The organism is Sporosarcina sp. P13 (genome assembly GCF_002743055.1).
In the GTDB taxonomy this organism is placed as follows: Bacteria; Bacillota; Bacilli; order Bacillales_A; family Planococcaceae; genus Sporosarcina.
Window position 1 is genome coordinate 1 of the sequence record NZ_PDYM01000008.1, and the last position, 20,854, is coordinate 20,854.

Genomic DNA, 20,854 nt, shown 5'->3' on the forward strand with positions numbered 1-20,854 from the left:
AGAAATTCGATTAGCTCGAGTTTCATTTGCTGGCATCAATTAAGATACTCATTTTGTTTATGTCACCGACAGAGTCGATGCACAAACGTTTATTTCGTTAACGTTTTGCTGTTCAGTTTTCAAGGTTCGTGTTTTGCACTTCTTGTAAAAGCGACTTCTCTAATATAGCACATCTTCTTTTCACTCGTCAAGCATTTTTTAAAATTCTTTTTTCGGAGTGATGTACGCTTTGCGTCGAGAACGTTTCTCCCAAGCGACATTTACTATAATAGCATGCACCTATTTAATATGTCAACAACTTTCTTAATAAAATTATAGAGCGATCAAAAGAACCGCTCTACACCTTCTAGTACTCCCTTGCTATGCGGTATTCTCTATGAAACAGAAAATCATTCTTAGACTCTACGTTAGTAGTCTCAATAAGTCTTTTATCTATTAAATACTCAATAAAAAACTCTAAGTCAGATGAATACAGTGACAACTCGTCGTGTTCATGCAACTCTTGAATATTCCAAGTAACTTTTCGACTTAGAATATTAAGCAAATGTTCAGAAGCTTCATTCGTGTGATTATGGATGAAAAATTCACTAGCAAGGAAAACCAAGTTTAATCGCTTCTCGAGCTCTTCTTCACTGCCAATCAATTCTTCATATAATTTATAAACGGCAGGATCTATCTTTTTCATTTGGGACCACACTGTATTTTCAGGTAACGTATTATGCTTAATCGCGACCATCCTTGCCAGATGGTGAAGTGAAGTAATTGCATATAGATAAGAATCCATATACTGTTTTCTTTCAAAATGAATTTTCCCTTCATTATAAGCGCGAATCATTTTAGCTAATTCCATACCCATTTTAATACCCCTACCGAATAATGGTTCTTTAGATAACCTTTGCTTCAACCGTTCTGCATACTCATCACGGTCAAAATAGATTTTTCCTAAAATCAGCCAATCAATAATCTTCTTATTTGTCCCGACTAACAACCAATGTAGTAACTGTTGCTCACTAATGATATGCATGGCTGCTTTACGCTGGCCATCTGAATAGTGTTTCGTTTGGATACGTATATCGCTATTCGAAGTAATAATTAATAGAATTTCATCGAATGTATCGGTAATCGGATCATCTTCTCTCTGATTTCCGATTAGAAGAACACTAAGCGTGTCTGATAAACTCGCTCTTTCCTGGTATACCGGCCGTAGCATTTGTTCCACTTTCTCGCCTCCCAGTCTATTCTTAATGCCTCAAATACTCTATTTCGACGAATTTCACATAATATCCTTTAATTTAAAGGGAGATTGTACTGCAATTTTTTCATAATATGTTATATTAGTTGAGGATAGTGCATAGGAGGATATTATAGATGAAACCTTATAAAAATAAAATAAATCGTATTCGATCATTTGCCCTGTCTCTTATTTTCATCGGGGTCGTCATTATGTACATCGGAATCTTCTTCCGTTCAAATGAAATCATTATGTTGATATTCATGTTGCTAGGCGTAATTGCTATAATCGGAAGTACAGTTGTATACGCTTGGATTGGTACATTGTCTACTAGAGCAGCGCGAGTTAAATGTCCGAACTGCGGTAAGCACACGAAAATGCTTGGACGGGTAGATATGTGCGGGCACTGCCGTGAACCATTGACATTAGATCTAGAATTGGAAGGTAAAGAGTTCGATGTTGCCTACAATAAAACTAAAAAACCGCAAGAAGAATCCTTCAAATAAAAAGAGTGTAACCCTAGGGGGTTACACTCTTTTTTGCACTTCCGTTTTTTGACCTGCCGCACAAGCCGGGCACGTGCCATACACTTCTAAACGATGTGAATTCACTTTAAAACCAGTTACATGCGCTGCTAGACGTTCCACTTCTTCTAAACCGGGATGATGAAAATCTACAATCTTTCCACAATCATCACAAATAATATGGTAGTGATCATGAGTCACGAAATCAAAACGACTCGATGCATCGCCGTACGTCAACTCTTTTACAAGTCCCGCATTTTGAAACACTCGTAAATTATTATAGACTGTTGCTACACTCATGTTCGGAAAATCCGCTTCAAGCGCTTTATAAATTTCATCAGCTGTCGGGTGAGATTGAGAAGTGATTAAATACTCCAGAATTGCATGTCGCTGTGGAGTAATCCGCACACCACTTTCTTTCAACGTTACAAGCGCGTCTTTTAAATACACTCCAGGCATCGTAATGCACCTCTCTTCATAAAGATCACTTCTTTATAATCATTATAATTAGTGTACTCAATAAAGAGGGGAACTGTCAACATTTTGCTAGTTATTAGCGTGTTTCGTTATCGCACCGTAATTAGTATCCTTTAGATAAATCCACTTTATTGACTAACGCTTCGTCTCCCGTTAACCATTTAGCTAAGTTGGTTTCCATAATGCCGAGTGAACGTTTGATATATTGGTCGGATAAACTGGACATATGCGGAGATACCGTACAGTTCGGAAGTTCCCAAAGCGGACTAGATTCAGCTAAGGGTTCTGTTTCAAAAACGTCTAACACCGCATGGCGGATTTCATTATTCTGCAGTGCATCAATAACGATTTTTTCTTTAACTACGTCTCCCCTACCTACGTTAATAAAGATAGCTGAACTCTTCATCGCCTCAAAGTGCTCTGGCTGATAAATCCATCTCGTATCAGGTGTGCTTGGTAAAATTGAAATCAAGTAATCCACTTCAGGTAGCTTTCCCATAATTTCCGGGAATGAAATCGTTTCATTCATAGACGCACTTTCATGCCCCGACCGATTGCAGCCGATTGTATGTACATGAAAAACTTGTAAAAGCCGGCCAATTTCTCCACCTATCTCACCTGTTCCGACGATTAATGCAGTGGATCCATTCACTTCACCAGGTATGGTATCTAACTTCCAGCGTTTTTCTACCTGCCTTTGATAAATACCTGGCAACCCACGTTCAAGCGATAATAAATGAGCAAGTACTGATTCTGCCAACGGCATTTTATGAACTCCACGAGAATTTGTAACGATAACACCTTTTTTTTGTAGAGCTTCTAATGGAAGTGTATCCACACCTACTGCCGCCACCATAACCCATTTCAACGCATTCGCACGCGCTATATTTTCAGATGTCAGATCTTCCCCTTCCGTCGCAATCACCTCTACGTCTTCCAATGAAACTTCATCAATAGAAGTCGTATAGATAAACTCAACGTTAGGATACTTTTCGCTTATTTTTTCTTTAAACGCGGTTTTCACTCTAAACGTAAATAATATCTTCATAGCCGCTCCCCCTATTTTTTCAATTCCTGAAGTACTGTTAGAGCGTTTTCTACATGGCCTTTTACGCGAACTTTCCGCCACTCTTTCACAACTGTACCCGACGGATCAATCAAAAACGTCGATCGCTCAATACCCATATACTCTTTACCAAAGTTTTTCTTCAGCTTCCACACACCATATTGCTTAGCTACCGCATGGTCTTCATCGACTAGTAGTGAAAATGGCAACCCGTGTTTTTCTATGAATTTCTGATGCGATGCTTCATGATCGGGACTGACCCCCAAAATTACCGCGTCTAGTTCTTCAAAATCTTTCACCGCATCACGGAAATCACAAGCCTCTGTTGTACAACCTGGCGTTGAGTCTTTCGGATAAAAGTACAATACTATATACTTCTTATCTATAAATTGTTCTAATGAAACCACTTCCCCCTTCTCATTCGATAAAGAGAACAATGGCGCTTGTAAACCTTCTAACTTTTCCATTACATAACCCCCTCGATAATTTTCAAATATTATATCCTAAAACAACTCCTTTCTTATCGTAGCTGAAATTATTGAATTTTTCAATTTACCGCATTGAGGCGCTGAAGGTGGAGACTTGTTACGGATTAGTGCTAAAATGAAAGGCGTAGAAATAATTTGGAGGAATTACAAATGAACCGAAAAAATTCAGAAGCAATCTACGCAGAAGCATGCGAGCATATCGTAGGTGGGGTTAATAGTCCCGCACGCAGCTATAAAGCAGTTGGCGGCGGAGCACCTACAGTGATGGAACGTGCACAAGGCGCTTATTTTTATGATGTTGATGGTAATCGCTATATTGACTATTTAGGGGCGTATGGTCCAATCATTACAGGACACGCACACCCACATATTACAAAAGCTATCACGACCGCGGCAGAAAATGGCGTATTATACGGAACACCTACACGTCATGAAGTTCAGTTTGCAAAAATGCTGAAGGAAGCTATTCCTGGAATGGATAAAGTTCGTTTTGTGAACTCAGGAACAGAAGCTGTTATGACGACAATCCGTGTAGCCAGAGCATATACCGGCCGTACAAAGATTATGAAATTTGCTGGTTGCTATCATGGACACTCCGACCTTGTATTAGTTGCTGCTGGTTCAGGTCCTGCACAACTCGGAACTCCAGACTCTGCAGGTGTTCCTCCTTCCATCGCAAATGAAGTCATTACGATTCCTTTTAATGATCCGGAGAGTTATAAAGTAGCAATGGATAAATGGGGGGACGAACTAGCTTGTATTCTAATCGAACCCATCGTCGGGAACTTCGGAATCGTAGAACCAAACGAAGGCTTCTTGGAATTAGTTCATGAGTTAGCTGTCGCAAAAGGTGTACTCACTGTATATGATGAAGTGATTACCGCATTCCGCTTCCATTACGGAGCAGCACAGTCATTACTTGGACTTCAACCTGATCTAACGGCTTTCGGTAAAATCATTGGTGGTGGTTTGCCAATCGGTGCGTACGGCGGTAAAAAAGAAATTATGGCACAAGTCGCTCCACTCGGCCCTGCATATCAAGCGGGTACGATGGCAGGAAATCCCGCATCTATGATCGCTGGGATTGCTTGTTTAGAAGTATTACAAGAGCCTGGTGTCTATGATGAAATGAATCGTCTAGGCGGTTTACTAGAAGAAGGTATTTTGCAGCTAGCGAAGAAATACGGCATTGTCATGACTATCAATCGTTTAGGTGGTGCGCTGACACTATTCTTCACTGATGTTACTGTAGAGAATTATTTACAAGCGGAAGCTACAGACGGAGAGTTGTTCGCACGTTTCTTCAAAGAAATGTTGAAAAATGGTATCAATCTTGCACCTTCTAAGTATGAAGCTTGGTTTTTAACGACTGCACATACAGAAAAAGATATAGAGGAAACTTTAGATGCTGTAGATCGTTCATTTAAAGCATTAACAGTAAAGATCAATTGACCACTTCACAGCAATATTGTAAAGTAGCAAAAAAGAGATTTTAAAGGAAAGGAATTACCCAATGAAACTTGGTGCCCGCGTCTTTAAGACGGGTATTGCGATTGTAATTGCACTGTTTCTTGCACAATTACTCGAGTTACCTACCGCAGTTTTTGCAGGAATCGCAGCCATTTTTGCAATCCAGCCATCTATTTACAGATCCTATTTAACGATAATCGAACAGCTTCAAGGTAACTTAATCGGTGCTACTGTAGCAGTTGTCTTTACGCTAATTTTCGGTCCGCAATTAGTAGTTGTTGGATTGGCCGCAGTCATCGTTATGATTATTATGTTAAAGCTCGGTCTAGAGAAGTCTATTTCACTCGCACTTGTTACTATGATTGCAGTAATGGAAGTAAAAGGCGATGACTTCTTTACCTTTGCTTTACTGCGAGTAGCTACCATTCTCGTCGGTGTACTAGCAGCTTTCTTGGTTAACTTGGTGTTTATGCCACCGAAATATGAAACGAAACTATTTCAGGCGATCCACCAAGCACAGGACGAAATTATTCGTTGGACGCGTCTAGCTGGTCGTCAAGCTTCTGAGCACTCTGCAACAAAGAAATCCTTAAGCAAAGTAAAAGAACGTCTTATACAAATTGATCAACTATACTTATTATTTAAAGAAGAACGCAGTTACATTAAAAAAACATCTACTTCTAAAGCAAGACGGCTCGTTGTATATCGACAAATGATTACAACTACTCGTAGTAGTTATGATGTATTGAAAAGACTGCATCAATTTGAAAATGAACTCATTAATCTACCGGAACACTTCCGGATGATGATTCAAGAGCGTCTAGAAGCGTTACTCGTTTATCATGAGCAGTTACATTTAAAATTCGTCGGAAAGTTAAAAGCTGATCGAGATGAAAATGAACTGCATAGTGAATTTATTCAACGACAAGAAGTGATGGAGATTTTTGCAAAGGAAATCGCGCTAACAAAAGAGGAAGAGGAATTTTCCGCCTACCATTTACTTCACGTCCTTTCTTCTATGCTAAACTACGAAGAACAACTGGAACATTTAGATACGCTCATTACTTCTTATCAATCCCGATTTGAAGATGAAGACAATGCTTTAGAAGATGAATTCTATTAAAAAAGGTGGCCCCGGACTTTTGTCCAGTGGGCCACCTTTTTATCATCCACCTAGTTCTTGACGATTGAATAGTCCGGCGTATACACCGTCTTTACTCATCAGTTCCTGGTGCGTACCTGATTCTTTCAATTCCCCATGATCGATTACATAAATGCAATCTGCGTGAGTAATCGTGGATAGTCGATGCGCAACAATCAACGTCGTACGTTCATGCGCTAAACGATCAAGCGACTCTTGAATAAGTGCTTCGCTTTCTAAATCAAGTGCGGAAGTCGCTTCATCCAAAATTAACAGGGCTGGATTTTTCAAAAACACACGCGCAATCGCAATTCGCTGCTTTTGTCCACCTGATAACTTCACACCTCGCTCCCCTACTCGCGTATCATACCCTTCAGTCAATGTCGTAATAAAATCATGCGCATTTGCCGCTTTAGCCGCTACAATAACTTCTTCATCGGTCGCGTCTGGCTTACCCATTAAAATATTACTCTTTACTGAGTCGCTAAATAAAATGGAGTCTTGCAGTACCATACCAATCTGATCACGCAACGACTTCACTTGTACATCGCGGATATCATGTCCATCTACCCGAATCGCTCCTGCAGTCACATCATAGAAACGTGGAATCAAACTAATAATTGTTGACTTCCCACCCCCACTCATACCGACAAGCGCTACGGTTTCGCCAGGGCGTATTTTCAAACTAATATTATTCAGCACCATTTCTTCCTCATAAGCGAAGCTCACATGATCGAATTGGATTTCACCATCGATTGGTGGCAGTTGTTTAGCGTTTTCCTTATCTACTACATCATATTTTTCATTCATCAAATCTAACACCCGATCCATAGAAGCGAACGACTGCGTCAAAGATGTGGAGGAATTAACCAATCGACGTAACGGTGAATACAAACGCTCTATGAATGCGATAAACGCAACCATAGTTCCAACAGATAATGAACCATTGATTACTTGATAGCCTGCGTAGCCGATTACAAGTAATGGTGCTACATCGGTAATCGTATTCACAACAGCGAAAGCTTTAGCGTTCCAACGTGTATGATCAAGTGCACGATCCAAGAAATTATTATTCACTTCATCAAAGCGCTCTTGTTCTTTGTCTTCGATTGCAAAGCTTTTAATAATACTGACTCCCGCCACTCGTTCATGCAAATAACTTTGCACATCGGCAAGCGCTTGTGATCGTTTTCTAGTCAATTTACGTAACTTCCCGAAGAAATGTTTAACACTAAATGCGTAAAACGGAAAAGCAATTAATGTTACGAGTGTTAGCTCTACATCAAGCGTTAGCATTATGGCGATCGCAATAACAATTGTTGCCAAATCAAGCCATACGTTCATAAGACCGATCATCACAAAGTTTTTCGTTTGCTCTACGTCATTGATAACCCGAGAAATTACTTCACCTGCACGTGTATTGGAATAAAAACGCAAGCCCAGTTTCTGCAAATGGCCATAAAGCGACTGCCGTATATCAAACAAGATTTTATTGCTGACATATTGTGCGTAATACTGCCGATAATATTCAACCGGTGGACGTATCAAAAAGAATACAATAATCGTTCCGCCTAACCAATAAAATAAGTACTTCGTTTTATCTGGATCGGACATAGTCGGTGAACCGATAATGTCGTCAATTACAATCTTAATTAATAAAGGTAAAAATAGCGGGATAGCAAATTTCACTACCCCAATCAGAACAGTAACGATAATTAGCCAGTTATACGGTTTTACAAATTGAAGATAGCGCTTAATACTTTCGCCCATACCGTGCCTCCTACGAATTCCCAAGAACGATACATTCAATAAAAAAACCTGACTCGCACGAATGCAAGCAGGCCTAGCGTTGTTCGTCCTGAATTTGCTTATAGAACTCATACCTTGATGTCCATACCTCTATGAAATCAGGTGCAAATGGTCCTTTTCTTTGTTTGATCCAGCCCAACAACTTCTTTAAATTATCTTGTAAAATTTGATCGATCACTTCGGGATAATTCATTTGACGTTTATGATCCGCATATTCATCTTCGTCTAATATCAAATAACTCATATCCGGGAACACTTTTACATCTAAATCGTAGTCGATATACTTTAATGACTTTTCATCGTATACAAATGGCGAACTCATATTGACATAATAATAGACACCATCTTCACGTAGCATACAGATGATATTGAACCAGTTCTCCGCATGGAAATAACAAATGGATGGCTCACGCGTTAGCCATGTACGTCCGTCCGATTCTGTCACGAGTGTGCGTTCGTTGCCTCCGATGATAATATTGCGGGTTCCTTTCAGTACGAGCGTCTCTTGCCAGACGCGGTGAATCTTGCCGTTATGTTTGTAGCTGTGGATCTGAATCGATTCTCCTTCTTTAGGAATTGCCATTTTCTCTACCACCTTTAAGCCTTATGCCACTACTCTTACTATCTGTTCATTATACCAACTGCGTTCCCAAATTTAAAACGTTTCAACCATCTATTTCGTATTTACATGAATTTCGTAGGTCTACTGCATGTTTTTATCCATAATAAAACCGGTAGAAATGGCTTACGTTAGCCATTTCTACCGGTTTCAAGGGTATTCACACTTAGTATGAACCTTTATTTTGGTTCGCACTTGCGCTTGAAGCATTTTTCTTATTCGCTTCTGCTTGTTGAATTTGCCTTTTCACTTCGTTTACATCTGTTTCAGATGCATATTCTTCATTCATAGAAGACTGCGCAGAGGCAGACTGCATATTCATTGCAGACTGTGCGTTTTGCTGACGAACTTGATTAACATCCGTCTCGGAAGCGAACTCCTCATTCATTGATTGCTGCATGGCAGATTGCGCATTCTGCTGACGTACCTTTTTAGCATCTGTTTGTGATGCATCGTATTGAGCATTTTGTTTTGGTTGCTTTGGCATGGATTATTCACCTCCGTACCCCTAATGATGTCCATCTGACATATTTTTATTCAGATAGTTATTATGAATTTTTTACCAATCAATACAGTCAATCATTTTCAATACGGGTTTAGATTTCGGCAATGCTTCTATTTGTTCTTTCGTAAAGAATTGCAATGTTCCATCTGTATCTATATCGATAAATTGCGCACGATATGCATGAATATCCCACGTAATATGCGAAAACACGTGGGGGAATCTTGCCAACTCCGTCACGTTTTTCAATTGCAGGTCGCTTTCCTTTTCAAATGCTTCTATTGCAGGTAACTGTTGTAATTCGACCATCGGAAATTCCCATAGTCCGGCAAGTAATCCCGTGCTAGGTCTTTTTTGCATTAACCATTTTCCTTCTTCATTTTGAATCGCAAATGATGCGAGCGAGATGTGTTTCATCTTCTGCTTTTTAATTTTTATCGGCAGTTGCTGTTGTTTACCTTCTTCATACGCGATACAAAAATCGCGAACGGGACATAATAAACATCGAGGGTTAGGTGTACAAATGGTAGCGCCTAGTTCCATCAACGCTTGATTAAAGGATGATGGATCCTCTTCTGAAATAAGTTCCATTACTGCTTGTTCAAATATCTTCTTATTGCGTAACAATGCTATATCTTCTTCAATTAACAATATTCTTGATAGCACTCGCATGACATTTCCATCTACCGCATGTTCTGGCACGCCATAGGCAATACTTAAAATGGCACCTGCTGTATAAGGCCCTACACCTTTTAACGTTGAAATCTCTTTTCTATTATTAGGGACAGTTCCACCATAACTTTCGACAACTTCCCGGACACCTGATTGTAAATTACGGACCCGTGAATAATAGCCAAGACCTTCCCACATTTTTAAAATTTCTTCTTCCTCGGCATTCGACAAATCTTGCATCGTCGGAAACTTTTCGATAAATCGCTCATAGTAAGGAATGACCGTATCAACACGCGTCTGCTGTAACATCACTTCGGAGATCCAAATATAATACGGATTATTTGTTCTTCTCCAAGGTAAATCTCTTTTTTCAGCTTCATACCAAGACAATAAAGCCTGTTGGAAAGCCTTTTTCTGTTCAATTATATGCATAGTAACTTCGATTCTCCGTTCAAATACTTTTAGTTCTCATACAAATGGGTATATAATTAGTATAGTGTTTGACAATAACCGACTCTTTCGATAAAGGAGTGATTCTTTGGATACAGGCACACATATTGCTATGGGCATTGCGATCAGCGGATTAGCATTTGCAGATCCAATTGTAGCATCTGATCCATCCACAATGGGTGCAGTCTTTGCGGGTATTATGTTTGGTTCATTAATCCCCGATATTGATACTGTGCTTAAATTACGGAATAACGCTGTCTATTTACGGAATCACAGAGGCATTACACATTCCGTTCCGGCTGTATTGTTATGGCCGTTAGTATTATCAATGATACTGTCTTTCATCGTTCCCGAATCTGTATTTCTTCATGTTTGGGCATGGACATTTCTAGCAGTGTTTATACACGTTTTTGTAGATATATTTAATTCATACGGCACGCAAGCACTCCGTCCGTTTTCGCAAAAGTGGGTTGCTATAGGAGTCATCAACACGTTTGACCCTATTATTTTCGCACTCCACGTCATCGCTATTTTGGCATGGTTTTTCGGAACAGAACCCGTCGCGACAATGTCTACACTATACATCGTTCTGTTCTTCTATTACTTACTGCGTTTCGCTGTCAAAGCAGCGGTGAAAAACGCAGTGAAAAAGACGTTGCCTGGCGCTACGGATATTTTCATCGCACCGACTATGAATTTCTTCCAATGGCGTATAGCAGCAACGACTGAAACGGATCATTACGTAGGACGAGCCTATGGGCGTTCGATTACTATTTATGATCGCTTTGAACGTGAGGTTATGCCGATGTCACCACAAGTGGAAGCGGCATTGAAAGATCCCAACTTAAAGGCTTTCGTATCGTTCTCCCCTTTGTATCGCTGGTCGATCACTCATGTGGAAGATCTATACGAAGTTCGACTGATCGATTTACGTTACAGAAGTAAGGGATATTATCCGTTCGTTGCGGTTGCGCATGTCAATGAAGAGTTGGAAATAGTCAATTCTTATACAGGCTGGATCTTCTCAGAAGACAAGCTCCGTAAAAAACTTAAATTCATTCCAAATAATTAAAGAACGTTCGTGCGAATGGCACGAGCGTTCTTTTTTAGTTTGTTGGTACGAGAAAATAACCTTCATATGTCGTTCGGCATTTCCGGCAAAGATCTGCTCCTAACGCTCCGCTTTTACTCGCCAAAGCCGTACTTCACAACGGCTCTCGCTACAGAGGGGAACGTTTGTCTTGCGGGTGTAACTTTAGACTATAAGTACTTTGAGACTTCATTGTAGTTTTCAAGTGACTAATCGTAGCTTTTTCACCTTTTAAAATTCAAATGAATGATAAAGTGCGAAGCTGAATATCTCACTCGCTACCTTCAGAAGAAAACACTAGTGAAGCGTAGCGTAAGGCAGATCCTCCCGAACGCGTCCGCCTGGTGCGCAGTGTAACGGGAGCCTTTCCACTTCCTAATTCTTTTTCTTACTTCCCGCTTTTAACATCTTTCAACATTGCTAACGGCAAGGCTTCGATGGCTTTTTCTCCCCCTAGGCGATGACCCCATGCGAATAAACCTTTTAAGTAATCAACTTGGAAGAACACTCCCGTGTCGCCTTCGATACGATAAATCTCACCCGGCACAATCGTTGCTGGATCGACTAAATATGATTGCACGAGAACCGCTTTACGCTGATGAACAGCATATTCGCTTATCATACCCATCTGTTCTGCTTTACGCGCCTTTTCCATAAGCAAACCAATTTCGGTACGTAATTCATTTTCATTCATTTCACTATAATGTTTATCAGTAGCCATCTTCTTCATTCCTTTTCTTTTCAATAAATTGATCAATTTGAGCAAGTGGGATTCCTTTTTGATACATTGATTGTTTTACACGCTGCCTAAGGTCAGAGCCGGAGTATTTGCTTTGATAGCGCCTCCATGCCTTTTCACCAAATTTCTCCGTAATGTCTGACCATTCATCCTCATCGCGTTCAATCGTAACTTTACCGAGTACTTCTGATATTTGTTGGTATGAGAAACCTTTTCTAACTAATGTGTTTTGGATTTTCTGTTTTACTTGCGCTGGAGGTTGTGAGCTGTTTGAGCGAATTGTTTTCTCAGCAAGCTTTAATGCGTTTTGCATCTGATCTTCCATCGTATATTCCTCCAATGCTTGAGTTTGAAGTTCTTTGGGTATACCCTTCTTATAGAGAGATTGCGCAATAGCTCGCGGTCCTTTTAACGAGCTGTTCTTTTCCGTACGCACGAGTGCTTCAGAAAAGGCTTCATCATTGAGGAAACCTAGTCGTTTTAGTTTAACGATTGCTTCTAAGACAACTGCTTCACCATAGTCTTTTTCAAGAAGCTTCTTTTTGACTTCCATCTCACTACGCATCCGGAAAGATAAAAAGTGTAATGCACGATTAAACGCTTTTTCGATTTGATCTGCGTAGACAATTTCATCAGACGCCCAATCGTCTAAGGTCATTCCTTTTGTGAGCTCAAATTTCACAAGGACAGTTTCATGGACACTAAAAGCATATTGTTCATCAACAAAGATGTTATAACGTTCTTTATCTCTTTTTTGCTGTGATATTTTAGTAATAAGCGGCACTTCTTCATCACCTACTTTGTTCTAGTATACCGTTTCTTTTGGTGGTGGTCAGCAATAGTGTATTAATTTTTATAGATTGGAGGGGAATCACTATGAGAGTGGTGATTACGGGAGGAACTGGTTTCATCGGTAGTATATTAACAGAGAAATTGCAGAAGCATGGACATGACGTCATCATCTTCACACGTAAACCATCATCAAAACATAATGGCGTTCAGTATGTTCAATGGTTAACTGATCACGCGTCACCAGAAGATGAAATCGATGAAATTGATGCGATTGTAAATTTAGCAGGGGTATCAATCGATAATGGTCGCTGGACGGAAGAACGTAAAAGGCAAATTTATGACAGCCGTATAACAGCTACAGCTGAGGTATTACGGATTATTAAGTCTCTACCTAAGAAACCTAGTGTATTAGTAAATGCAAGCGCAATTGGTATTTATCCTCAATCACTAACTGAGGAATACACAGAAGAGTCTAATGCAGTTGGTGATGATTTCCTCGCTAAAACCGTTTATGATTGGGAGCATCTGGCACAAACAGCGTACGACTTTGATGTACGTACTGTATTCACTCGATTCGGGATTGTTCTTGGTAAAGATGGCGGCGCACTTCCTCTCATCCAATTACCCTATAAATTATTTGCTGGGGGAAAGATTGGATCCGGCAATCAATGGTTTTCGTGGGTTCACGTTGAAGATGTCGCCAATGCTATTCTGTTTACATTGGAAAGTGATGCGATTGAAGGTCCTGTCAATGTAGTAGCACCTAGTCCGATGCATATGAATGCCTTCGGGAAGACGATTGCAAAAGTATTGTATAGACCGCACTGGTTCCCCGTCCCTAGTTTCGCAATGGAATTAGCTTTAGGTGAAAAGAGTATTATTGTACTAAAAGGACAACATGTATTGCCTAAGAAGCTACTTGAAAAAGGCTTTACATTCCGCTATCCTTCGCTTGAACCCGCATTAAAAAATTTATTGTGAAACTTAAGCTTACAGGGATATTCACTCATCTGTAAGCTTATTTACATAGAAAAAATTCAACTACACATACTCTTTAAAAAGGAGTGAAGTTGTATGGCTAAACATATTGTAGGAATTTTTATGGCGATTTGCCTAGTCATAGTGGGAGTTATTGTCAATCCATTTGCTGTACAAGCAGAGGCGTTTCATTGGGGTTTTAAAAAAGCGACTGACGGCGTACCTCCTTCTGCAGGTGCGCAGCTAGATCAGCTACTTGATGATTATGGTGCGATCTATAAAGGATCGGGCGATAAAAAAGTAGTGTATTTAACATTTGATAACGGGTATGAAAATGGCTATACAGAAAGCATTTTAGATACGCTAAAAAAAGAGAAAGCCCCCGCTACGTTTTTCTTAACCGGCCATTATGTAAAAAGCGCCAGTGATTTAGTAAAACGTATGGTGAAAGATGGTCATGGTATTGGAAATCACTCGTATGATCACCCAAATATGGCCAATTTATCTGAACAAGAAATGAAGGAAGAATGGGAAAGACTTGATGAAGCACTCCGCAAAACGACAGGTCAAAAACGGACAATTTATGCGCGACCACCGGAAGGAGTTTTTAATGCGAAGCTATTGCAAGTAGGAAATGATCTTGGGTATCGTCATATTTTCTGGTCCGTTGCTTTCATCGACTGGCATCGTGATCAACCAAAAGGAAAGGCCTATGCCTATAACGAATTGATGAATCAACTGCATCCTGGTGCGGTTATTCTCATGCATACCGTATCTTCTGATAATGCCGAAGCTTTACCAGACTTTATTCGTGATGCAAAAAAACAAGGTTATAAATTTCATACGCTTGATCAATTAGTAGATGAATACGAAAATAAACAATCGAGTATCCAATAAATAAGAGACCTTATCTGTATGTATCTTGCCAACAGATAAGGTCCCTAATTATTTGATTCATCTTCAATTTGCATTATACATTCGTAGTTATCCAATATATCTACTGCTATCGGACTGTACGGATCCCCTCCTTCGTTGTTATGTGTCTAGGATTCGATTCGCCTTTATAACTACGACCTCCTTTTCTTTTGATTAATCCAACTATAACAACTATTCAGTTAATTGTAAAGCGTTTTAGTTAAAATTAATAATTTTTTTCATCCTTTCTAAACGATAAGTAGCTCCCCCGTTGTCGTTCATGAAAAATCAGATTGAAAAAGGCAGCATTTTCATATACGATATCAATGATGGAAAGAGGTGGACGTATGGACACATCACATAATAAAGACCAAGTCGTCGAACTAAAAAATCGCTTCAATCAATTCATTGAAACTTTAGAAGCAGTGGAACCGGAAAACACGGACATCCAAGATATCGATCGACTAATTACATTATTAGATGAGTTAGAAGAACAGATGGAAAGTTATAAAAAATAATAGAGTGTAACGGGGGATTTGAGATGTACATAGAGTCGATTGAAAAAAGTATATATGACCTAATTTGCGAAACATCCACAAACTTACCTAAGGATGTTCGCCGTGCAATCCTTGCAGCCAAAGAAAAAGAAAACAAAGGTACAAGTTCAGCAATGAGCCTTGATACAATTGCACAAAATATCAATATGGCGGACGATAAACTATCTCCTATTTGCCAAGATACTGGACTACCTACATTCAAGATTAAAACACCCATTGGAGTTAACCAATTGGAGATCAAAGCGGCTATCCTAAAAGCAATAGAACTTGCTACTAAACACGGGAAACTTCGTCCAAACGCAGTTGATTCGTTGACTGGTGATAATAGTGGAAATAACTTAGGTCTCGGCCTACCTGTCGTGAAGTTCGAACAATGGGAAGAAGATTATATCGAAGCGAAGTTAATCCTTAAAGGTGGCGGATGTGAAAACAAAAACATCCAGTATAGCCTACCTACTGAACTTGAAGGTCTTGGACGTGCGGGACGTGATTTAGATGGAATCCGTAAGTGTATCTTACATTCCGTTTATCAAGCACAAGGACAAGGTTGTTCTGCAGGATTTATCGGTGTAGGAATCGGTGGGGACCGTTCTTCTGGATATGACTTGGCGAAAGATCAACTCTTCCGTGATGTTACAGACGTTAACCCGAACGCAGAACTTGCTCAATTAGAAGACTACATACTCGAAAAAGCAAACACGCTTGGAATTGGAACGATGGGCTTCGGCGGCGAAGCAACATTGCTTGGATGTAAAATTGGCGTGATGCACCGAATTCCTGCAAGTTTCTATGTATCTGTAGCGTATAATTGCTGGGCATACCGTCGTATGGCAGTGAACATTAATGTTGAGTCTGGAGAAATAACAGATTGGCATTATAATGAAGGTGAAAAAATTGCATTTGAACAACCAGCAGAAGAAACAAAATCAACTGCACGTGTTGTAGAATTGCAAGCACCTATTTCAGAGGAAGAAATTCGCGACTTACGCGTAGGGGATGTTGTGAAAATCTCTGGTCGTATGTACACAGGACGCGATGCAATCCATAAGCATTTATCAGAGAATGACGCACCTGTAGATTTAAACGGCCAAGTGATCTACCACTGCGGACCTGTTGTATTGAAAAACGAAGAAGGCAAGTATGAAATTAAAGCAGCTGGTCCAACGACGTCTATTCGTGAAGAGCCGTATCAAGGCGATATCATGAAGAAGTTCGGTATTCGTGCAGTTGTCGGTAAAGGCGGCATGGGACCAAAAACATTAGCTGCACTTCAAGAGCATGGCGGCGTGTACTTAAACGCAATCGGTGGAGCGGCACAATACTATGCCGACTGTATTAAAGAAGTAGAAGGTGTCGATTTACTGGAGTTCGGTATCCCAGAAGCTCTGTGGCATTTACGCGTTGAAGACTTTACAGCTGTCGTCACAATGGACTCACATGGTAATAGTCTACATGCCGATATCGATAAATCTTCACTCGAAAAACTATCTCAATACAAAGAAAAAGTATTTAACTAATCCCTTAAACCTTTCGCTAGTTCTGACTGCAAAGAAACTCTAACCTATAGAGTTTCCTTGCAGTCTCTTTTATTGTTATCGATATATTTGCTAAAACCTAATCATTTTTGTAACACTAATCCACAGCAACTGCTATACTATAGATAATAACAATTACAACTTCATAATAATTCTTTTTAAAAGACCAAAAGTCGATTCTACTACTGTAGAGTCGACTTTGATGCTTTAATCAGACATTTGAAATTGAAATTCATTATCAATTAGGAGGAGAGCAAATGACAACCCATATCAAAGAACATCCTCAACAAGAGATTGATTGGTCTGCTCGTTTAGAGTTACTAGCAGCTATAATATCTGGAGTTTTAATTTTAACAGCTTGGCTGTTAAGTAAAAGCGGTACAGAGACATTCTCAATCACCTTGTATATCATAGCCTTTTTAATCGGTGGATACGCTAAGGCGAAAGAAGGTATTGAAGAGACGATTAAAAACAAAGAACTGAATGTGGAAATGTTAATGGTTTTCGCAGCGATCGGCTCTGGCATTATTGGCTACTGGGCGGAAGGTGCTATTTTAATATTTATTTTCGCAATTAGCGGCGCACTTGAAACATATACACTAAATAAAAGCCATAAAGAAATTTCTTCATTGATGGAATTGCAACCTGAAGTCGCTTGGTTGATAAAAGATGACGGTAGCGAAGAAGAAGTATCTATCACTTCTTTATCTATCGGTGATGTTCTACTTGTAAAACCGGGCGAACGTGTTCCAGTGGATGGGCAAGTGTTAAGTGGCATCACGTCCATTGATATGTCCGCAATCAATGGAGAGTCCATACCGGTTACAAAACAGGAAAACGATGAGTTATTTGCAGGTACAGTAAACCTTAGCGGTACTATTCGAATGACAATGACGAAACCAAGCTCTGAGACTCTATTCCAAAAAATTATTGCGATGGTTCAAAATGCGCAAAGTGAAAAATCTCCTTCACAACAATTCATCGAACGTTTCGAAGGCTCTTATGTAAAAATTGTCTTAGTTGCTGTTGTCATCATGATGTTCCTCCCCCACTTCCTATTCAACTGGGATTGGACAACAACATTCTACCGGGCGATTGTATTGTTAGTCGTTGCTTCTCCTTGTGCATTAATGGCTGCTATTATGCCAGCGACGTTAGCGGCCGTGTCTAACGGTGCGAAAAGAGGAGTTTTATTCAAAGGTGGCGTTCACTTGGAACATTTGAGTACATTGAATGCTTTTGCTTTTGATAAAACGGGAACATTAACGACTGGTAAGCCGATTGTAATGGACTTCATCGTTCGTGAAGGAACCAATCCTAAAGAAGCACTTGCTTTGTTTGCAGGGGTTGAGGCAATGTCCAATCACCCATTAGCCAGAGCTATCACTAAATATGCTGAGGAGCAACAAGTAACACCTGAACGTAATCTTCATATCGAAGATGTACCAGGCTACGGTATTAAAGCAGAAACAGCAATGGGCGATATCCGAATTGGTAATCCTAAATTCGTCGGAGTTGATTTAGTAGAAAGTTTTGAACATAATATTGCTACTACACTTGCTAATGAAGGTAAAACTGTTATTTTTATGAAAGATGACAAAGGCATTGTAGCATTAGCCGCATTGAAAGATACCTTACGAAAAGAGGCAGTATCTTCAATTCAAGCATTGCAAGCTCTTGGTATTCGGACAGTTATGCTCACTGGGGATAATGAAAAGACTGCTCATGCGATTGCAGATGAAGTTGGGGTAGATTCTTATGTCGCCGAATGCCTACCTGAGGAGAAAGTTAACGAGTTGAAGAAATTATTAAATGAATACCGTACAGTAGGCATGGTAGGAGACGGCATCAATGACGCACCTGCACTTGCAACAGCTACTTCAGGGATTGCAATGGGCGAAGGAACGGACGTCGCTCTAGAGACCGCTGACGTCGTACTTATGCAGAACGATTTGAATCGATTGTCATATGCGATAAAGCTTTCAAGAAAAATGCAACGGATAGTGAAGCAGAATGTATTCTTCTCTATAGCAGTCATTGCGATTTTAATCATTTCTAACTTCATGCAAGTAGTTGATCTACCCCTAGGCGTTATTGGACATGAAGGCAGTACGATCCTTGTCATTCTCAATGGTTTACGGATGCTCAATAAAATAGAATAATAAAAAACAGGCACGAAAGGAAATATTTCCTTTCGTGCCTGTTTTCATGATGTCACTTGCTGCTTTTTCTCATATCGTTCCTTCATTACTGCATTGATGGTACCACCAAGTATCAGAATAATAGCTGACAGATAAAGCCACATAATCAGCACTATGATACCAGCGATACTACCATACGTATTGGCGTAGCTACTGAAATTACTAATGTAGAAAGAGAAAGACGATGATGTAATGATCCATCCAATTGTCGCAAATACGGACCCCGGAATTACACTTTTAAAACGCAAGTCAACATCCGGTACGATCCAATATAATAAAGAAAACACAACGAAAATCAACACGGGTGGTATTGCAAATCGAATCGAAGTCCAAATCGTTAAGAAAGAATCTTCTAATCCCATAAAGGAGAATAAGAACTTACCGATTGGTTCTCCGAATATCGGTAAAACTAAAGCACTTATAACTGTAGCAATCAGCATAATCGTAAACCCTATCGACAACCCTTTTGAAATAAAAAAGTTTCGATCTTCTTCTACCTCATATGCTTGATTCAGACCTTTTGATATCGCACCCATTCCTTTAGATGCGGACCAAATAGTAGCAAGGATACCAACAGATAATAAGCCACCACTTCTATTATCTAGAACTTCAGACAAAGTAGACTCTATTAATGCAGCAGTGCTTTCTGGCGCGTACTCACGAATGAACATAAAAATCTGGTTTTGATCAAGATTTAAGTATGGCAACAACGTAAACAGGAAGATTAATAGAGGGAATAATGACAATAAGAAAAAGAAAGCTAACTGTGATGCTGAAGCAGAAACATCCAATTCTTTCACACGGATGATTAACTGCTTAATGAAACCACTCGTTGTAGCGGGATTGAAATCTTCCCCTTCCCCATCCTTAACATCTTCGATAAACGTTTTCACCTTATCTGCTGCGGATGCATTATCTGATTTGGAAGAAGGGGTACGTTCATGATCTTTCAACTCATGTGTCCCCCTTTCGTTTATCGATTGAATATTTATTGATTCTCTAGCGGGACTACGTTTTTTTTTTGAACCATTGGGGGTAATGAATTATCCTTAGTTACAGTAGCAGTAGATGCTGCTGTGGAATCGTCCTCTATGATTTGTTCATATTCCGATTTGGAATCAGTAAACGCTTCTTTTGTATCAGCAAACATCTCTTTTACTTGTGGAGTCAATGTCTTAATTTCATCCACTTGGGATTTAACGTATTCTACATCATCTTTTACTTGCTCGAATAACGTTTGCATTTGATCTTTCTTTTCTTGCAATTGTTTTTTCATTACATCAGGATTTTCTTTGTAATACATCGCTTTTTCAAATGAAGTCCGTGCCAAAGTGACCGTTTGTTGTCTTGTCGTGCGGTCCAACATACTTACCGCCGCACCAAGTAACGCGCCACCTACAATAAATGTTCCCAACTTATTAGAACCCATGAAATTCGCCTCCTTTTCACGTAAACCTTTCACTTCATTATACCCACACTACATGTTACCAAACAATGAATGTGATACTTTATTTTAAAAAAAGCTTGACGCAGCGTTCTATATTTTAGATTATTAACCATAACATATAATTAATCTATGGTTCCAAAGGGAGATGATT

General features: G+C 39.7%; 21 protein-coding genes. 9 read left to right on the forward strand and 12 right to left on the reverse strand.

Annotation, left to right across the window (positions count from 1 at the left end):
- Positions 1-346: 346 nt before the first annotated feature.
- The gene (locus tag CSV79_RS05930; RefSeq protein ID WP_369824929.1) at positions 347-1,210 is read right to left on the reverse strand and encodes a nucleotidyltransferase-like protein; all 864 of its coding nucleotides are present in this window, start codon (positions 1,208-1,210) and stop codon (positions 347-349) included.
- Between the two features lie 158 nt (positions 1,211-1,368).
- Here CSV79_RS05930 and CSV79_RS05935 point away from each other — a divergent pair, with 158 nt between their 5' ends.
- Positions 1,369-1,737, forward strand: coding sequence for a YgzB family protein (locus CSV79_RS05935; RefSeq protein WP_099688123.1), 369 nt, complete (start codon positions 1,369-1,371; stop codon positions 1,735-1,737).
- Positions 1,738-1,758: 21 nt separating this feature from the next.
- Here the strand turns inward: CSV79_RS05935 and perR are convergent, their stop codons facing one another.
- From perR to bcp, 3 genes are all read right to left on the reverse strand, one after another.
- A complete protein-coding gene (perR, locus tag CSV79_RS05940) occupies positions 1,759-2,214 on the reverse strand; it encodes a peroxide-responsive transcriptional repressor PerR (protein ID WP_099688124.1) in 456 nt (151 codons plus the stop codon).
- Positions 2,215-2,335: 121 nt separating this feature from the next.
- On the reverse strand, positions 2,336-3,280 hold the full coding sequence (locus CSV79_RS05945; RefSeq protein ID WP_099688125.1) for a D-2-hydroxyacid dehydrogenase: 945 nt from the start codon (positions 3,278-3,280) through the stop codon (positions 2,336-2,338).
- 11 nt (positions 3,281-3,291) lie between these two features.
- Positions 3,292-3,765: a thioredoxin-dependent thiol peroxidase gene (bcp, locus tag CSV79_RS05950; RefSeq protein WP_099688126.1), complete on the reverse strand. Its 474-nt coding sequence runs from the start codon at positions 3,763-3,765 to the stop codon at positions 3,292-3,294.
- Positions 3,766-3,936: 171 nt separating this feature from the next.
- Here bcp and CSV79_RS05955 point away from each other — a divergent pair, with 171 nt between their 5' ends.
- Positions 3,937-5,238 (forward strand): glutamate-1-semialdehyde 2,1-aminomutase, encoded by a 1,302-nt coding sequence (locus CSV79_RS05955; RefSeq protein ID WP_099688127.1) that lies wholly within the window; start codon positions 3,937-3,939, stop codon positions 5,236-5,238.
- Positions 5,239-5,299: 61 nt separating this feature from the next.
- A complete protein-coding gene (locus tag CSV79_RS05960; protein ID WP_099688128.1) occupies positions 5,300-6,379 on the forward strand; it encodes an FUSC family protein in 1,080 nt (359 codons plus the stop codon).
- Positions 6,380-6,421: 42 nt separating this feature from the next.
- On the opposite strand, the gene CSV79_RS05965 is transcribed toward CSV79_RS05960, so the two are convergent.
- The 4 genes from CSV79_RS05965 to mutY form a co-directional block, all read right to left on the reverse strand.
- Complete coding sequence (locus CSV79_RS05965; RefSeq protein WP_099688129.1) at positions 6,422-8,167, reverse strand: ABC transporter ATP-binding protein; 1,746 nt, start codon at positions 8,165-8,167, stop codon at positions 6,422-6,424.
- A 73-nt stretch (positions 8,168-8,240) separates the two neighbouring features.
- Positions 8,241-8,789 carry a nucleoside tri-diphosphate phosphatase gene (ntdP, locus tag CSV79_RS05970; RefSeq protein ID WP_099688130.1) on the reverse strand — a complete coding sequence of 183 codons (549 nt, stop codon included), beginning with the start codon at positions 8,787-8,789 and terminating at the stop codon, positions 8,241-8,243.
- A gap of 202 nt (positions 8,790-8,991) precedes the next feature.
- Entirely contained in the window at positions 8,992-9,312 is a 321-nt protein-coding gene (locus tag CSV79_RS05975; protein WP_099688131.1) for a gamma-type small acid-soluble spore protein, read from the reverse strand.
- 72 nt (positions 9,313-9,384) lie between these two features.
- Positions 9,385-10,431, reverse strand: coding sequence for an A/G-specific adenine glycosylase (gene mutY / locus CSV79_RS05980; RefSeq protein ID WP_099688132.1), 1,047 nt, complete (start codon positions 10,429-10,431; stop codon positions 9,385-9,387).
- A gap of 106 nt (positions 10,432-10,537) precedes the next feature.
- Between mutY and CSV79_RS05985 the strand changes: the two genes are divergently transcribed.
- Positions 10,538-11,521, forward strand: a complete 984-nt coding sequence (locus CSV79_RS05985) for a metal-dependent hydrolase (RefSeq protein WP_099688133.1) — start codon at positions 10,538-10,540, stop codon at positions 11,519-11,521.
- Positions 11,522-11,927: 406 nt separating this feature from the next.
- On the opposite strand, the gene CSV79_RS05990 is transcribed toward CSV79_RS05985, so the two are convergent.
- Positions 11,928-12,260 (reverse strand): YfhH family protein, encoded by a 333-nt coding sequence (locus CSV79_RS05990; RefSeq protein ID WP_099688134.1) that lies wholly within the window; start codon positions 12,258-12,260, stop codon positions 11,928-11,930.
- The gene (recX, locus tag CSV79_RS05995; protein ID WP_099688135.1) at positions 12,250-13,062 is read right to left on the reverse strand and encodes a recombination regulator RecX; all 813 of its coding nucleotides are present in this window, start codon (positions 13,060-13,062) and stop codon (positions 12,250-12,252) included. Before recX ends, CSV79_RS05990 begins: the two co-directional genes overlap by 11 nt.
- A 92-nt stretch (positions 13,063-13,154) precedes the next feature.
- Here recX and CSV79_RS06000 point away from each other — a divergent pair, with 92 nt between their 5' ends.
- From CSV79_RS06000 to CSV79_RS06020, 5 genes are all read left to right on the forward strand, one after another.
- Positions 13,155-14,051 (forward strand): TIGR01777 family oxidoreductase, encoded by an 897-nt coding sequence (locus CSV79_RS06000; protein WP_099688136.1) that lies wholly within the window; start codon positions 13,155-13,157, stop codon positions 14,049-14,051.
- Positions 14,052-14,144: 93 nt separating this feature from the next.
- Positions 14,145-14,945, forward strand: a complete 801-nt coding sequence (gene pdaA / locus CSV79_RS06005; protein ID WP_099688137.1) for a delta-lactam-biosynthetic de-N-acetylase — start codon at positions 14,145-14,147, stop codon at positions 14,943-14,945.
- A gap of 365 nt (positions 14,946-15,310) precedes the next feature.
- The gene (locus CSV79_RS16975) at positions 15,311-15,481 is read left to right on the forward strand and encodes an SE1561 family protein (protein ID WP_099688138.1); all 171 of its coding nucleotides are present in this window, start codon (positions 15,311-15,313) and stop codon (positions 15,479-15,481) included.
- Positions 15,482-15,504: 23 nt separating this feature from the next.
- Entirely contained in the window at positions 15,505-17,037 is a 1,533-nt protein-coding gene (locus CSV79_RS06015) for a fumarate hydratase (protein WP_099688139.1), read from the forward strand.
- Between the two features lie 275 nt (positions 17,038-17,312).
- Positions 17,313-19,217, forward strand: coding sequence for a heavy metal translocating P-type ATPase (locus CSV79_RS06020; RefSeq protein WP_099688140.1), 1,905 nt, complete (start codon positions 17,313-17,315; stop codon positions 19,215-19,217).
- 44 nt (positions 19,218-19,261) lie between these two features.
- Here the strand turns inward: CSV79_RS06020 and CSV79_RS06025 are convergent, their stop codons facing one another.
- Entirely contained in the window at positions 19,262-20,209 is a 948-nt protein-coding gene (locus tag CSV79_RS06025; protein ID WP_099688141.1) for a YihY/virulence factor BrkB family protein, read from the reverse strand.
- A 35-nt stretch (positions 20,210-20,244) separates the two neighbouring features.
- Positions 20,245-20,685 (reverse strand): YtxH domain-containing protein, encoded by a 441-nt coding sequence (locus CSV79_RS06030; RefSeq protein WP_099688142.1) that lies wholly within the window; start codon positions 20,683-20,685, stop codon positions 20,245-20,247.
- Positions 20,686-20,854: the final 169 nt, after the last annotated feature.